This window comes from Streptosporangium album (assembly GCF_014203795.1).
GTDB classification, from domain to species: domain Bacteria; phylum Actinomycetota; class Actinomycetes; order Streptosporangiales; family Streptosporangiaceae; genus Streptosporangium; species Streptosporangium album.
The window spans coordinates 64,153-78,724 of sequence record NZ_JACHJU010000005.1 but is presented as its reverse complement, the minus strand read 5'-3'; the positions used below and the strand labels follow the sequence as shown (position 1 = coordinate 78,724).

Here is a 14,572-nt window from a genome sequence, read left to right as displayed (position 1 = left end):
CCGATGGCCAGCATCGAGAGCAAGGACATCCACAAGATCGTAGTGGCGTGCGACGCGGGGATGGGCAGCAGCGTGATGCTCGCCACCCAGCTCCGCAAACAGCTCAAGGGGCTGCCGGTCCGGGTGGAGCACACCCCCGTCAACTCGATCCCGGCCGACGCCGACGTCGTGCTCTGCCACGTGGGCCTGGCCGACCGGGCCAGGGCGGGCGCCCCCGGCACCGTGCTGGTGCCGTTCCAGGTCTTCATCGGCGACCCCGCGGTGACCAGGCTGATCGCCACTATCAAGAGTGGTGGGACCGTCCATACCTGACACGGCCCCCCTCCCCCTCGATCCGCGGGCCGTACGGCCGGCCGCCTCCGCCAGGGACCGGGATGACGCGATCCGGCAGTGCGGCGAGGTCCTGCTCGCCGTCGGCGCGGTCGAGAGCGCCTACATCGGCACCATGCTCGAACGCGAGCGCTCCGTCTCCACCTATGTCGGCGAGGGTGTCGCCATTCCGCACGGCACCCTGGCCGCCAAGGACACCGTCCGCCATGACGCCGTCTGCGTCGTGCGCTTCCCCGGCGGCGTCGACTGGGACGGTGAGGAGGTGACGGTCTGCATCGGCATCGCCGCCCGGGGCGACGGGCACGTACGGCTGCTCGCCGAACTCGCCGAGATCCTGCTCGACCCGGACCGCGCCCGCGCTCTCCGCGAGGCCACGGAGGTCGCCGAGGTGATCCGGCTGCTGCAACCGATCGAAGAGGGAGAAGAGCTCCGGTGAAGGTCGCCCGTTTCCACGCCCCCGGTGACATCCGCGTCGAGGAGGCGGCCGAGCCCGTCGCCGGCCCCGGCGAGGTCAAGATCCGGGTACGCAACTGCTCCACCTGCGGCACCGATGTCAAGATCTTCAAGCACGGCCACCACCACATCAAGCCGCCCCGGGTCATGGGACACGAGATCGCGGGCGAGGTGGTCGACGCCGTCGACGCCGTCGGGTGGGCCCCGGGAGACCGGGTACAGGTCATCGCCGCGATCCCCTGCGGGAACTGCCAGGAGTGCCGGCGCGGCCGGATGACGGTCTGCCCGAACCAGGAGTCGATGGGATACCACTACGACGGCGGCTTCGCCGAATACATGGTCGTCCCGGCGAAGGTCCTTGCCGTGGACGGCCTCAACCGCATCCCCACCGGTGTCGGCTTCGCCGAGGCGTCGGTGGCCGAGCCGCTCGCCTGCGTGCTCAACGGCCAGGAGCTGGCCCGCGTCGGTGAGGGCGACGACGTGGTGGTCATGGGTTCGGGTCCCATCGGCTGTCTTCACGTGCGGCTGGCGCGCTCGCGGGGTGCGGCACGGGTGTTCCTGGTCGACATCAACGCCGAGCGGCTGGAGACGGCCGCCGGGCTGGTCCGGCCGGACGCCGCCGTTCACGGCGGGGACGTCGTCGAGCAGGTGCTCAAGCTGACCGAAGGACGGGGGCCGACGTCGTCATCACCGCCGCGGCCTCCGGGGCGGCGCAGGAACAGGCACTGCGGATGGCCGCGCGCCAGGGCCGGATCAGCTTCTTCGGCGGCCTGCCCAAGAACGCCCCGATCATCGGCTGCGACTCCAACCTGGTGCACCACCGCGAACTGACCATCGTCGGCGCCAACGGGTCGAACCCGGCCCACAACGTCCGGGCCCTGCGGCTCATCGCCGACGGCGCGGTCCCGGTCTCCGACCTGATCACCCATCGGCTCCCGCTCTCGGAGGTCCTTTCGGGCATCGACATCGTCAGCCGGGGCGCGGCCATCAAGGTCACCGTCGAACCTTGACCCCCTTCGTGGTCCTTATGAGAACAACGCTCGTGAAAACTCATGGAAGGAGAACCGGAGATGCCGGAGAGGACAGTGGTCGTCGCCTCACGCACGGGCCTCCACGCCCGGCCTGCGAAGATCTTCGTGCAGGCCGCGGCCAGGCTGGGGGTGCCGGTACGCATCCGTGCCGGTGACGGCAGGCCGGTCCCGGCCAACAGCATCCTTGCCGTGCTGTCCCTCGGCGCCGTACAGGGGACCGAGGTCACCCTCGACGCGGAGGGGCCGGACGCGGAGGCGGCGCTGGCCTCACTCGCCGAACTGCTCGCCCGCGATCTCGACGCGGAAGAGGGCTCCGGTGGCTGAGAGCCGCTCCATCCCGCCCGCCGGGGTGCGACCGGTATCGGCGGCGGGACGGAGGAGAGCGATCACATCAGGCCGGTGAGTCCCCCGAGCAGCCGCCGGAGTCCCCAATCGCCAAATACAGCGTCTCCTGGCTGAAGCGCTTCGTCGACGACGACATCCGCTACGAGCAGTTCCTGTGCCCGGCTCCTCGGGGCGACAGGAACATCTCCGATGTACCAGGACGCCTGCCCCCATTCCTAGACCGGACAGCCCTGGCCCCGTAACGCAAGGGTGCCCGGACCGTCCGGGCCTGCCGACGGCCGCCGCCGTCGGCAGGCCCCGTGGGCGGGCCTCCGGCCCTCTGCCTGATCACGTTCTCCCCCGTGATCGACAACAACGGCCGAAGCAATAAGGTTTACGGCCTATGTTGAGGAACGTAAAGGGTTATGACCTTAAGACCGTTGTGTGGGTTATTGCCCTGCTTATTTTGGCTTCGCTGCTGGTCGGCGGCGGTGCCGTGCTGAACGGTTACCCCACGCCGGCCTCCGGCGGATCCGCACAATCCCCCGACCGGCCCACGCCCTCCGAGGTCGCCCTGCCCGCCGTCTCGGTGACGCCCACCCCGCCGCCCGAGCCGACGCGGACATCCGGACCCGAGCAGACGTTCCTCATGGCCAACGGGCGGCGCCAGCCGGCGAGGGTGACCGTGCCGAAGGCGGCGAGCGGTCGCTACGCCGTCGTCCCCGGCGACGCCCGTCCCCCCGCGGGCCGCGCGGGCAAGGTGATCCGGTACGTGGTCGAGGTCGAGCGCGGCCTGCCGTTCGACGGGCGCGAGTTCGCCGACGAGGTGCACCGGATCCTCAACGACCGGCGGAGCTGGGGATTCCGGTTCCAGCGGGTGGCGCGCGGCCCCGTGAAGATCAGGGTGTCGCTGTCCAGCCCGGCGACGACGGACCGGCAGTGCCTGCCCATGGTCACCCTGGGCACCCTGTCGTGCTGGAACGGCAGGCGCGCGACCATCAACGCGGTGCGCTGGAACGAGGGCGTGCGCGGCTACGGCCGCGACGTGGCCACCTACCGGGAGTACGTCATCAACCACGAGGTCGGCCACGGCCTCGGCCACAGCCACGAGTCCTGCCCCGGACAGGGCAAGCGGGCCCCGGTGATGCTCCAGCAGACCAAGTCGCTGTACGGCTGCCGCCCCAACGCCTGGCCGTCGCCCCGGCGCTGAGGGGCTCAGCCGACGGCGGCGAACCGCTTGGCGCAGTGGGCCCGGAGCTCGCCGACCAGCTCGCGGACGACGGCCGAGTTCGCCATCTCGGAGGTGGTGACGTAACCCACGCGCCGGATCGGCGGGGCCGCGTCGAGCTCCTCCATCGCGACCTTGGGTGGCGCGTCGACAAGGGTGAGACGGGGGACGATCGCGCTGCCGAGACCGTAGCCGACCATCGAGAGCACGACCCCGTCGTCCTCGACCTGGATGTCGCTCGGCGGGATCCACGCCTGCCTGTCCAGCCACCGCTTGGTCTCCACCGAGCAGTTCTCGTGCCAGTCGATCATCGGCAGGCTGCGCGGATCCGGGTGCCCGGCCGGATAGGCGAGCACGTACGGCTCGGCGAACAGGTCCCTGCCGACCAGACCGGCGACTCTGGAAGGAAACGTGACGATGCCGAGATCGGCCCGGCCCTCCAGTACCTCCCCCGCGATCCCCCTGCCGATCTCCTGCACGATCCGGACATCCACCGTGACCTTCGGGTAGCGTCGGGCGAACCGCGCGAGCACCATGGGCAGCAGGTGGAAGGCCGCGCTGCGGAACGCCGCGACCTTGATGTTGCCTGTCGTCTCCCCCGTCGACGCCGCGTGCGCCTCGGCCCTCATGACGTCCATGAGGCGCAGGATCCGCCTGGCGTGCCCGACCGCCGCCGTGCCCGCGGCCGTGGGCCGGGCACCGTTGCGCCCACGCTGGAAGAGCACCATGCCGATCTTCCGTTCGGCGGCGCGGACGGCGTAGGAGACCGCCGACTGGGTGAGGCCGAGCCGGATCGCGGCGGCGGAGAAGGAGCGTTCCCGCTCCACGGCGGCCAGAATGCGCAGCTCGCCGGCCGTCAGATCCTCGTGCGTCATGGGGAGACGTTATATGAACGCCGCTCATGGAAGAACTGGTCCCCGTCCACGTTGCCCCCTGATTCCCCGGTCCGCGCCTTCCTAGGCTGACGGGCACAGCAGGTCATCGAAAAACAGGGGGTATCCCATGCGCGCCATCCAGATCACCCGTATCGGCGGGCCCGAGGTCCTGACCGAGGTCGAGTTGCCCGATCCGGTGCCGGAGCCGGGCCGGCTCCTCGTCGAGGTCGAGGCCGCGGGAGTGAACTTCGCCGACACCGAACGCGTCGCCGGAACCTACCTCCCCCCGGACCTGCCGTTCGTCCCCGGTGGGGAGATCGTCGGACGCACAGCCGACGGCCGCCGCGTCATGGGCCTGGCCCGGCGCGGTTACGCGTCCAAGGCCCTCATCGACGACGAGGACGTCGTCGAACTGCCGGAGGAGATCGGCGCGGGCGAGGCGCTCGCCCTGCTGGTCCAGGGCCTGACCGCATGGCATCTGATCCGCTCGGCGGCGCGTGTGCTGCCGGGGGAGCGCGTCGTGGTCAACTCGGCGGCGGGCGGCGTGGGGCACCTGGCGGTCCAGCTCGCCGGGGAGTTCGGGGCGGGCCGCGTGATCGCCACGGCGTCCAGCGAGGAGAAGCAGGCGCTGGCGCTGAGTCTGGGCGCGGACGTGGCCGTGGACGGTGAGGCGGAAGGCTACGCCGAGCGGGTGATCGAGGCCAACCTGGGCCACCGCGCCGACGTCGTCCTGGACGCGGTCGGCGGCCCGGTGTTCGACGCCGCGCTCGGCGCGGTGGCCGACTTCGGCCGCCTGGTCAGCTACGGCACCGCCTCCCACCAGAGCCCCTCTCCGATCGATGTGGACCGCCTCACGGAGCTCAATTTCTCCGTGACCGGCTTCTGGGTGCGGCCTGCCATCCGGCTCCCCGGAGGCTATCGGGAACCGTTGAAGGAACTGCTCGATCTCACCGCCTCCGGACGGTTGCGGCCGATCGTCGGCGGGGAGTACGCGCTCTCAGACGCCCGCCGGGCCCACGAGGACATGCTCGCCCGCCGCACGACGGGGAAGGTCGTTCTGCGCCCTTGAGAGCGCCGACGGACTCGTGGACACCTTCGCCCACGACCCGGACCTGACCCGTACGGCTTCAGCGAGCGGTATCACCCCTACCCGGCCGAGGCCGGGTGATCTCGCCGGATCCGCGTGCGACGTACCGGGTCGGCAGCACGACGTGGCGCTCCGGCCCCTCGTAGCCGTCCAGACGCGAGAGGAGCAGTTCCGAGGCGCGGCGGCCCAGTGCCTTCGGGTCCTGGGCGATCACCGACAGCGGCGGGCTCAGCAGGTTCGCCAGCTCGAAGTCGTCGAAGCCGACGTGCGCGACGGTGTGCTGCAGCCCGAGGTCCTGCAGCGCGTACCGCGCGCCGATGGTGAGCAGGTTCTGGCTGGTCACCAGGGCGGTGGGCAGCGTGTCGCCGGTGAGGACCTCACGGGCCGCCCGTTCTCCGGCCGCCTCGCCGTGGAGGTCCCGGCGCACCCAGCCCTCCCGCAGCGGGCAGGCCAGCGCGGCCATCGTCGCGACGAATCCCTCCCATCGCCGCTGGGCGGTCCACAACGAGACCTGATCTCCGAGAAAGGCGATCTCGCGATGCCCGAGCGCGTGCAGCCGCCGGACCGCGTCGCCGACGCCCCCGGCGTTGTCCACCGTGACGGTGTCGACGCCGTCCAACTCGGCGGCCCGGTCCACGCACACGATCGGCATGCCTTGCCGCCGCACCGCCTGCAGTTCGTCGTTGACCTGGCCGGTGGGTACCACGATGAGCCCATCCACCCGTCTGGCGTGGAAGGCCCCGAGCAGGCTCCGTTCCCGCTCGGGATCCTCGTCGCTGCTGCCCGCCAGCAGCAGCAGCCCGAGCTCGCTGGTGACGTCCTCGACGGCCCGGTGCAGCAAGGAGGAGAAAGGGTTGGCCACGTCTTCGAGGATCAGTCCGACGGTGCGCGTCCGGCGGTCCGACCGCCGCAGGCTGCTCGCGGTCGGATCATGCCGGTAACCGAGCTGCTTCGCGGCCTCCGTCACCTGAGCGGTCAGCACGGGGTCGACGGGAGTGCCGTTGATGACCCGGGAAACGGTGGCCAGCCCCACGCCGGCCAGCGCGGCGACGTCCTTCATCGTCGGAGGTCGCCCCGTTGCCCGCCCACGTTGTGCGGCCACTTGTCGTCTCCTTCGGTACCGGCCGGCCGTGCGCCGCCCCGTCATTTTCCGATGTCCCGCGAGCGGCTGTCCAGTACACCGGAATTTTCCGGGGCACCGCCCCTGGACTTTTCCAGAGCGTCCCTCAATACTTGCCAGCGGATCGAGGAAACGTTTCCTTAACCTGTACGCAACAGTGCCGCAGAACTCCGGCGGCCCTCCGTGGCGGTCCCGCGTGCCCAACGGTTTCCGCCTGCCCGCTGCTCCCGCTTTCGCCCCGGCGACAACGTCACGTTACCGACCTGCCGGTTCTCTCCTGCCTTCACCCCCGAAGGGAAGATCGATGCGTCGAGCGTCACCTCCGCAGCTCGTCCTCATACTCCTCACCACGCTGGCCTTACTGGTCCCCGGCATCTCTCCCGCCTTTGCCGGCGACCCGGCCGACTACCCCGAATACCCGTACCCCACAACCAGCGAGGGTGCCTACGACGAGCCCTATCGGGGCCAGTTCCACTTCAGCCCGCGCGGCGGCTGGATGAACGACCCCAACGCCCCGCTGTACTACAAGGGCATGTACCACCTGTTCTTCCAGCACAATCCGCACGGGCTCGGCTGGGACACCATGCACTGGGGACACACCACCAGCCCCGACCTCGTGCACTGGACCCAGCAGCCCATCACGCTGGAGCCAGGCGTGCATCCCGGTGACCTGTGGTCCGGGGCCGGCGTGGTGGACAAGGACAACACCTCCGGACTGAAGGCCGGCAAGAAGGACGACCCGATCGTGGTGTTCACCGGCACGAACGGGGTCACCATCAACTACAGCACCGACGGGGCGAAGACCTTCACGTCCTACGACAACGGGCGCAAGGTGGTGACCCCTCGCGGGGAGAGCCGTGACCCCAAGGTCTTCTGGCACCAGGCGACCCGTAAGTGGGTGATGGTGGTCTGGTCCAACGAGGGCGGCAACGGAGTCGACATCTACACCTCCCGCAACCTGCTTGACTGGACGTTCGCCAGCCGCTTCGCCGCCGACTGGCTGTTCGAGTGCCCGGACATGTACCCGCTGCCGCTGGACGGCGGCCGCACGGTCAAGTGGGTGCTCAACGACGCGAGCATGGAGTACGTGGTGGGCGACTTCGACGGCACCCGGTTCGCCACCACCTGGACCGCGCCGCAGCGCATGGACCGAGGCAGGAACGATCCCGGCGGCACCGTCTACGCGCCGCTGACCTTCAACAACATGCCGAAGAACCGGATCGTCCAGATCGCCTGGCAGCCCGGCAACCGCGGCGGCTCGTGGACCGGCAACGCCGGCTTCCCCACCGAACTGAAGCTCCGCACCTTCTCCGAAGGCATGCGCGTCGTCCGCAACCCGGTCCGCGAGATCTCCGGTATCCGCACCAAGGGCCGCTCCTGGTCACAGCGGACGATCACCGAGAGCCCGGCCTCCAACCCGCTCACCGGGATCGCCGGTGACACCTACGAGATCACCGCCGAGTTCGACGCGGCCGGTGCCACCGCGTCCGAGTTCGGCCTGCTGCTGCACACCCGCGCCGACGGGAGCTACGACCGCAAGGTCGCCTACAACCGCGCCGACCAGACGCTGTACGGCGCGCCCCTCGCACCGGAGAACGGGCGCGTCACGATGCACCTCCTCGTCGACCGCGGCCAGCTCGAGATCTTCGGCAACGACGGCAAGCTGTCCTACAGCGACAACGTCAACTTCACAGCCGGGCCTGACAGCCAGGGCATCTCGGTCTACGCCACCGGGGGCAAGGTGAAGCTGGTCTCGCTGAAGTATCACGACCTCGAGCGCATCTGGCCGCCGTCCACCCCCGGCACCAACCCCGGCAGCAATCTCGCGGGGCCGTGGCGCCCGGTCGGCGGCACCTGGACCAGCCTGGCGGACGGCAAGACGGGCACCACGTCCGGTGGCAACGCCTTCTATCTGAGCAGCCAGACCGGCTCGGACTTCACATACGAGGGAGATCTCCGTCCTGAGGCGCCCGGCGCCGCCGCGGCCCTCACCTTCAGGGCCAGCGCCGACCTGGCCACGCACTACACCGCCAACATCGACACCGGCGGCTTCGTACGGCTGTGGCGACCGGGCGCCGTGCTTGCCGACTATCACACCACCATCACACCGGGCACCTCGTATCACCTCAAGGTGGTCGCTTCCGGGCCGCGCATCCAGGTGTACTTCGAGAACAGCGCAGAACCGGTGATCGACGTGACGGACACCGCCACCGCCAGCGGTTATTTCGGCATCAACGTGTGGAACAGCACCGGCACGATCCGCAACGCCACCGTCAGCTGACGCCTCCGTACATCCCCGATCATTCACCTGCTCCCGGGCCCCGGGAGCAGGTGAATCACTCCAGGGTGGAGGCGTGGACGCCCGCCCTCCCTTTCCGTTGGCCCACACGGCACCGCATCACATCGGCGTGCGTCTGGCCGAAAGATCGTTTCATCACCGCGCACCGGCGGTTCGACGCTCCGATCGCGGTGGCGCCGCGTGTGGAGACGCCGGCGTTGGAGGGGTTCTGCCGGGTGGTCGCGTCAGGCGGTGAGGTTGACGTAGTAGCGGGAGTAGAGAGACGAGTAAACAGGACTCGGAAGTGCTGGACTCCAGGACCCCTGGACAACATCCAGGAAGAAATCAAGCAAATGCTGACTCTCCGTATTTAAGGTGGCCTTTATGCAAAGCAGCCAGGAGGCGACATGACCCTCCGGTCGGAACTCATCGGAAATCCGGACATCATCCGGCTGTCCGCCAGTATGCTCGACCGCCGTGAGGGTGACTGCGGTGACTTCGCCGCGGCCAAGGCCCGCCCGGACGTGCGGCCGCAGGTCTTCGAGCGGCGGCGTTTCGCCCCCTGGGAGAGCTTCCCGCTCGGCCTGGTCATGCGGGCGCTGGACGCCGTCGAGTTCGACGGCGCCGACGTGGAGGGAGCGGTCAGACGTGCCGTCGAGGACAACCGCGACCCGGTGCATCCCGGGGCCGCGCGCTGGATCCTGCACGCCTGCCGCACCTACCTGGAGACGGCCGAGAGCCTGGCCGCGGAGGGGGGCGGCCTCCGCCCGGAACGCCATCCACGGATCGTCCAGCGGAGCGGCTCGTCCGCGGAGATGCGGGCCCTGACCGCGTGGGGCCGCTGGTACGGCTCGCCGGACGGCGCCGTGGTGGAGTTCCGCCGGATGCGGCTGCGACGGCCGCTGGGCCGGGCCGACGACCCGGCCACGCTGGCGATGGCCTACGTGGCCGCGGCCGGCGACCGGGCGGTGGGCGGCACCCAGGACCTCTACCGGAGCGTTCCCGTCCCGGTCCGCGAGCCCGGCGCGGACCCGGCGCGGGTGCGGGTGGTCGAGGTCGGTCTCACCGACGGCACTGCGGCGGTGCTCGTGGACGCCGCGCCGGAGGACGTACGGCGCGCCTATCTCGCCTCCGCCAGACCTGTGGCCACCGGTCTGCTGGCCGGTGGTCACAGGTCACCCGGTGGCGACTGCGCGGACTGCAAGCTCCGCGCCTCGTGCGGCACGCTCCCGAGGACGCCGGGGCTGCTGGGCCTGCCCGACCGGGGCACCCACCGGCGCACCTGGTCGATCACGACGTCCCGGCAGTACCAGATCTGCCCGGCGCAGGCGCATATGCGCGACCTCCGGCTGCCCGCCGACGACTCCGAGAGCACGGCGGTCCGGCGCGGGCTGCTCGTGCACCAGTGGCTGGAGACCGTACACAGCCGCCCCGGAGCGGGCCCGTGCACATCGGACGACCTGCCCGACCCCGAGACCGGCGACCTCGCGTGGGCCGGGTCGTCGGTGAGCCGGGACGACTACCGCCAGGCTTGGCCGTACCTGCTCCAGCACCTGCGTGTATGCCCGCTGGCCGACGGCGAGGTCACCCAGGTCACGCCCGAGCCCCGGGTCGCCGCCTACGACACCGACGCCGACGTCCTGGTCATCGCCAACCCCGATCTGCTCCGCCGGGTGGACGGGCGCCTGGTCTACCGGGAGCAGAAGACCTCCGCGGTGCACCCCGGCATCACCGCCGAGAACGCGCTGGAGCTGGTCCCGCAGCTCGCCCTGGCCGTCTGCCTGATCGCAGACGGCGCGTTCGGCGACACCGGCGGGCTGGTCGAGATGGAGCAGCTCACCCCCGTGTCGGGCGAGGTCATCACCTTCGACGTCGCGGAGCCGGAAGTGCTCGCGACCGCCCGGGCCGTCGTGTCCGACCGCGTCCGCGCGTGGCACCGCGACACCGACTTCAGTCCGGCCCCCGGTCCGTGGTGCCGTGTCTGCCCGGTGACGCGCTGGTGTCCGGACTCCTTCGACGCCGGTGACGGCGCGCCGCTCGTCCTGGACGGCCTGGTGATCGACCCTGTCACCGGCGAGATCCTGCGGGCCTCCGGCCTCGCCGGCAGCCGGGCCGCGGCGGTCGCGGAGGCGATCGCCACCCCCGTCACCGACGACGAGCCCGCTCTCTGAATGACGGTGGCCGCCCGCAACGGCTGCCACGTCCGCGTGGCGATGCACACCACCACGCCGGCCGGGCGGGAGGCCTAACCCGAGTTCATCGAGAGGCTGCGGACCTCCGTCCGGGACGGCGACGGCGCCTGACGGCACCCCGGCGACGTCCCAGACGGAGGTCCCAGACGGAGGGGCTTGATCACTCGATCCGGCGCGCCCCGCCGAGGAAGCGGTGCGCGATCACCACGAGGGCGAGGAAGAGCCCGCTCACCACCTGCTGGAAGGAGGCGTTGAGGTCGCCGACCTGGTTGATCAGGTTCTGGATCACCCCCAGGAGCAGCGCCCCCGCGATCGTGCCGCCGAGGGCTCCCGAGCCGCCGGTGAGCAGGGTGCCGCCGATGACCACGGCCGCGATCACGTCGAGTTCCAGGCCGATGCCGAGGATGGTCACGCCCGAGGAGAGCCGGGCCGCGTTCAGTGCCCCGGCCAGGCCCGCCAGCAGTCCCGACATCAGGTAGACGGCGACCTTCGTGCGCGCGACCGGAACGCCCATGAACCCGGCGGCGTCCTCGCCGCCACCGATGGCGTAGACGTTCTGCCCGAAGCCGGTGCGCTGCAGCAGGACCATCGCGGCGACCAGCAGGACGGCGGCGACCAGTACGGGGTATCCGGTGTTGAGGACGGAACCCTGCCCCAGCTTGGCGAAGAGCGGATCCCTGACCAGGTAGGTCGCCGCGCCCTCGTCGGAGATGGCCAGCATCAGGCCGCGGGCGCCCAGGAGACCGGCGAGGGTGACGATGAACGGCGCCATCCCGGTCCTGGCGATGATCAGGCCCTGAGCCAGGCCGAACAGCCCGGACACCGCAAGCGGCAGGGCCAGTGCCACCAGGAACCCGTACTGCGAGCCGTACGCCGCCAGGACACCGCTGAGCACGAAGATCGACCCCACGGACAGGTCGATGCCGCCCGAGATGATCACGAAGGTCATGCCGATCGCGATGATCGCCAGGAAGGACGACGAGGTGGCGATGTTTCCGAAGTTGGCCACGGTGGCGAAGGAGTCGAAGGTCAGCGAGCCCACGACCAGCAGGACTCCGAGCACGATCAGCGCGCCGTGCTGCCGGAACAGGCGCCCGGCGCGCTCCCTGGCCGCCTCTGTCTCCGGCGGAACCGTCGTGAGGGTCATCGGCGCTCCCTGGCGGCGTAGACGGCGGCGAGGATGATCACAGCCTGGGCCATCTGGGTCCAGGACTGCGGCAGGTTGTGCTTGATCAGGGTGGCCTGGAGCAGCTGCATCAGCAGTGCGCCCATCACCGTCCCGAGCACCCGCACCCTGCCGCCCGTCAGCGAGGTGCCGCCCACGACCACCGCGGTGATGGCCGACAGTTCCATGAACAGGCCGAGGGAGGTGGGGTCGCTGGCCTGGAGCCGGGAGCTGGCGAGGATCCCCGCCACCGCGGCGAGCACGCCGGAGACGACGTAGACGAGAAGCAGGATGCGCCTCACCGGCAGACCGGCGAGTTCGGCGGCGATCCGGTTCCCGCCCACCGCGACCACCTGCCGGCCGAAAGTGCTCTTGCGGACGACGAACAGCACCACAAGGGTCAGCGCGAGCGCCACCAGCACGACGAGCGGCACGCCGAGCGCCGACTCGCTGCCCAGAGCGGTGAGCGTCGGGTTACGGATCTCCTTCAGCTGCGGCAGCAGCACATTGGCCAGCCCCCGGATGCCGACCAGCAGAGCGAGGGTGGCGACGATCGGCTGCACGCCGACCACCGCGACGAGCGTGCCGCCCACCGCGCCGGCGACCGCCCCCGCGAGGATCGCCATGAGCATCGCCGGCCACGCGCCATAGCCGAGATACAGGGCGATCATCGACGCCGACAGCGCCATGACCGAGCCCACCGACAGGTCGATGCCCTCGGTGCCGATCACCAGCGCCATGCCCAGCGAGACCACCACGATGGGGGCGACCTGGACGAACTGGGTGCGGAAGTTGCCGACGGCCAGGAAGTTCGGCGTGAAGGCCGCGTTGAACAGGACGAGCGCGACGACGGCGGCGTAGACGCCGTATCTCTGCAGCCACGCCAGCAGCGCCGCCCGCTCGAATGCCGGCCGGGCCGTGGTCGCCTCGGTCATCGGACGCTCTCCTCGGGCCGCGCGATCATCGACATGATCGCCTCCTCGCTCACCTCAGGACCGCGCAGCTCGCCGGCCACGGTGCCGTCGCGCAGCACCACGACCCGGTCGGAGCCCTCGACGATCTCCTCAAGGTCGGAGGAGATGAGCAGGACGGCCAGGCCGTCCACGGCCAGCTCGTCGATCAGCATCTGCACCTCGGCCTTGGCGCCGACGTCGATGCCCCGGGTGGGCTCGTCCAGCAGCAGAACCTTGGGGTTCATGGCCAGCCAGCGGGCGAGCAGTACTTTCTGCTGGTTGCCGCCGGACAGCTCGGCGACCGGCTGGTGCGGGCCGGCCGCCTTGATCTGCAGGCGTTTCATGAAGGTCTCCACGATCCTGTCGATGCGCCGGTCGGAGACGATCCCCGCTCGAGACAGCCGGGGCAGCGCGGCCAGGGCGATGTTCTCCCGCACCGACAGGGTCGGCACGATCCCCTCGGCCTTGCGGTCCTCGGGCAGCAGGCTTATCCCGGCACGGATCGCGACGGGCACCGAGCCGGTGCGCAGTGGGACGCCCGCCACGACGACCTCGCCCGCCTCCAATCTGAGCGCGCCCGCGATCGCCTTGGCCGTCTCGCTACGGCCCGCGCCGAGCAGGCCGCCCAGTCCGACGACCTCACCTGGTCGCAACGCGATGGAGACGCCGTCGAGCAGGTGCCTGCGGGTGAGGCCCGTCGCGGTGAGAACCGGCGGATCTTCCTCGCCCTGCCCGTGGGAACCGCTGAACTTGGTGGCGCCCTCGGCCCGGACCTCGGATATCTTGCGGCCCAGCATGAGCGAGACGAGGCGCAGGCGCTCCAGTTCGGCCAGCTTGCCGGTGTGGACCAGCCTGCCGTCGCGCAGGACGGTGACGCGGTCGCAGATCTGGTAGAGCTCGTCCAGCCGGTGGCTGACGTAGATCACCGAGCGGCCCTGGTCTCGCAGCCCCCGGATCACCTCGAACAGCCTGCCCACCTCGCGCGGCTCCAGCGAGGAGGTGGGCTCATCCATGATCACCACCTGGGCGTCGACGGAGACGGCGCGGGCCAGCGCGACCATCTGCTGGGTGCCCATGCCCAGGGAGCCGAGGGGACGCCGCACATCGACGTGGACGCCGTACCCTTTGAGGGTCTCCCTCGCCTGCTCGTGCATGGCCCCGAAGTCGATGAGCCGGAACCGGCCCCTGGGCTCGCGCCCGAGGAACAGGTTGCGGGCCACGCTCATCGACGGGACGAGGTTGACCTCCTGGTAGATCGTGGAGATGCCGGCCCGCTGGGCGTCGAGCGGGTTGGAGAAGCTCACCGGCTCGCCCCGGTATCTCACCTGGCCGGCGTCGGCCTGGTAGACCCCGGTGAGCACTTTGATCAGCGTCGACTTACCCGCGCCGTTCTCCCCCACCAGGGCGTGCACCTCTCCCCCGCCGAGCGTGAACGACACGTGGTCCAGGGCACGGACGCCGGGAAACGCCTTCACCACCCCGGCGGCCTGGAGGACTTGGCCGTTGCCTGCCACTGGGCTCCCTTCCCGAAGGGTC

At 70.5% G+C, this 14,572-nt stretch carries 14 protein-coding genes and 1 pseudogene; 10 read left to right on the top strand and 5 right to left on the bottom strand.

All coding sequences use genetic code 11. The features are described from left to right. The first annotated feature begins 3 nt into the window (after nucleotides 1-3). The 7 genes and pseudogenes from FHR32_RS43540 (at nucleotide 4) to FHR32_RS36620 (ending at nucleotide 3,348) form a co-directional block, all read left to right on the top strand. Entirely contained in the window at nucleotides 4-312 is a 309-nt protein-coding gene (locus tag FHR32_RS43540; protein ID WP_221466733.1) for a PTS sugar transporter subunit IIBC family protein, read from the top strand. After that, on the top strand, nucleotides 293-766 hold the full coding sequence (locus FHR32_RS36635; protein ID WP_312882869.1) for a PTS mannitol transporter subunit IIA: 474 nt from the start codon (nucleotides 293-295) through the stop codon (nucleotides 764-766). Before FHR32_RS43540 ends, FHR32_RS36635 begins: the two co-directional genes overlap by 20 nt. Next, on the top strand, nucleotides 763-1,614 hold the full coding sequence (locus FHR32_RS47490) for an alcohol dehydrogenase catalytic domain-containing protein (protein ID WP_345004722.1): 852 nt from the start codon (nucleotides 763-765) through the stop codon (nucleotides 1,612-1,614). The genes FHR32_RS36635 and FHR32_RS47490 overlap by 4 nt, the downstream gene beginning before the upstream one ends. Further along, complete coding sequence (locus tag FHR32_RS47485) at nucleotides 1,509-1,793, top strand: MDR/zinc-dependent alcohol dehydrogenase-like family protein (RefSeq protein ID WP_345004746.1); 285 nt, start codon at nucleotides 1,509-1,511, stop codon at nucleotides 1,791-1,793. The genes FHR32_RS47490 and FHR32_RS47485 overlap by 106 nt, the downstream gene beginning before the upstream one ends. A 60-nt stretch (nucleotides 1,794-1,853) precedes the next feature. Next, nucleotides 1,854-2,138 carry an HPr family phosphocarrier protein gene (locus FHR32_RS36625; protein WP_184759107.1) on the top strand — a complete coding sequence of 95 codons (285 nt, stop codon included), beginning with the start codon at nucleotides 1,854-1,856 and terminating at the stop codon, nucleotides 2,136-2,138. Between the two features lie 107 nt (nucleotides 2,139-2,245). Continuing rightward, nucleotides 2,246-2,378, top strand: a pseudogene (locus FHR32_RS45270) (poly(ethylene terephthalate) hydrolase family protein); the annotation flags it as partial. A 226-nt stretch (nucleotides 2,379-2,604) separates the two neighbouring features. Continuing rightward, entirely contained in the window at nucleotides 2,605-3,348 is a 744-nt protein-coding gene (locus FHR32_RS36620; protein WP_246468394.1) for a DUF3152 domain-containing protein, read from the top strand. Nucleotides 3,349-3,353: 5 nt separating this feature from the next. Here the strand turns inward: FHR32_RS36620 and FHR32_RS36615 are convergent, their stop codons facing one another. Then, entirely contained in the window at nucleotides 3,354-4,241 is an 888-nt protein-coding gene (locus tag FHR32_RS36615) for a LysR family transcriptional regulator (RefSeq protein WP_184759105.1), read from the bottom strand. A gap of 127 nt (nucleotides 4,242-4,368) precedes the next feature. Between FHR32_RS36615 and FHR32_RS36610 the strand changes: the two genes are divergently transcribed. After that, a complete protein-coding gene (locus FHR32_RS36610) occupies nucleotides 4,369-5,310 on the top strand; it encodes a quinone oxidoreductase family protein (RefSeq protein ID WP_184759104.1) in 942 nt (313 codons plus the stop codon). A gap of 58 nt (nucleotides 5,311-5,368) precedes the next feature. Here the strand turns inward: FHR32_RS36610 and FHR32_RS36605 are convergent, their stop codons facing one another. Then, nucleotides 5,369-6,430, bottom strand: coding sequence for a LacI family DNA-binding transcriptional regulator (locus tag FHR32_RS36605; protein WP_221466732.1), 1,062 nt, complete (start codon nucleotides 6,428-6,430; stop codon nucleotides 5,369-5,371). 322 nt (nucleotides 6,431-6,752) lie between these two features. Here FHR32_RS36605 and FHR32_RS36600 point away from each other — a divergent pair, with 322 nt between their 5' ends. Further along, the gene (locus FHR32_RS36600) at nucleotides 6,753-8,729 is read left to right on the top strand and encodes a glycoside hydrolase family 32 protein (protein WP_184759103.1); all 1,977 of its coding nucleotides are present in this window, start codon (nucleotides 6,753-6,755) and stop codon (nucleotides 8,727-8,729) included. Between the two features lie 404 nt (nucleotides 8,730-9,133). Then, the gene (locus tag FHR32_RS36595; RefSeq protein ID WP_184759102.1) at nucleotides 9,134-10,897 is read left to right on the top strand and encodes a PD-(D/E)XK nuclease family protein; all 1,764 of its coding nucleotides are present in this window, start codon (nucleotides 9,134-9,136) and stop codon (nucleotides 10,895-10,897) included. A 181-nt stretch (nucleotides 10,898-11,078) separates the two neighbouring features. Here FHR32_RS36595 and FHR32_RS36590 read toward each other — a convergent pair whose 3' ends face one another. Genes FHR32_RS36590 through FHR32_RS36580 form a run of 3 tightly spaced genes read right to left on the bottom strand, consistent with a single transcriptional unit; the run spans nucleotide 11,079 to nucleotide 14,550 of the window. After that, the gene (locus tag FHR32_RS36590; RefSeq protein WP_184759101.1) at nucleotides 11,079-12,065 is read right to left on the bottom strand and encodes an ABC transporter permease; all 987 of its coding nucleotides are present in this window, start codon (nucleotides 12,063-12,065) and stop codon (nucleotides 11,079-11,081) included. Continuing rightward, nucleotides 12,062-13,018, bottom strand: a complete 957-nt coding sequence (locus FHR32_RS36585; protein ID WP_184759100.1) for an ABC transporter permease — start codon at nucleotides 13,016-13,018, stop codon at nucleotides 12,062-12,064. The genes FHR32_RS36590 and FHR32_RS36585 overlap by 4 nt, the downstream gene beginning before the upstream one ends. Further along, a complete protein-coding gene (locus FHR32_RS36580; protein WP_184759099.1) occupies nucleotides 13,015-14,550 on the bottom strand; it encodes a sugar ABC transporter ATP-binding protein in 1,536 nt (511 codons plus the stop codon). Before FHR32_RS36580 ends, FHR32_RS36585 begins: the two co-directional genes overlap by 4 nt. Nucleotides 14,551-14,572 lie beyond the last annotated feature (22 nt).

Coding starts and splice junctions, on each gene's coding strand:
- FHR32_RS43540 (WP_221466733.1), top strand. CDS start 4: ATGGCCAGCATCGAGAGCAAGGACATCCACAAGATCGTAGTGGCGTGC.
- FHR32_RS36625 (WP_184759107.1), top strand. CDS start 1,854: ATGCCGGAGAGGACAGTGGTCGTCGCCTCACGCACGGGCCTCCACGCC.
- FHR32_RS36615 (WP_184759105.1), bottom strand. CDS start 4,241: ATGACGCACGAGGATCTGACGGCCGGCGAGCTGCGCATTCTGGCCGCC.
- FHR32_RS36610 (WP_184759104.1), top strand. CDS start 4,369: ATGCGCGCCATCCAGATCACCCGTATCGGCGGGCCCGAGGTCCTGACC.
- FHR32_RS36600 (WP_184759103.1), top strand. CDS start 6,753: ATGCGTCGAGCGTCACCTCCGCAGCTCGTCCTCATACTCCTCACCACG.
- FHR32_RS36595 (WP_184759102.1), top strand. CDS start 9,134: ATGACCCTCCGGTCGGAACTCATCGGAAATCCGGACATCATCCGGCTG.
- FHR32_RS36590 (WP_184759101.1), bottom strand. CDS start 12,065: ATGACCCTCACGACGGTTCCGCCGGAGACAGAGGCGGCCAGGGAGCGC.
- FHR32_RS36585 (WP_184759100.1), bottom strand. CDS start 13,018: ATGACCGAGGCGACCACGGCCCGGCCGGCATTCGAGCGGGCGGCGCTG.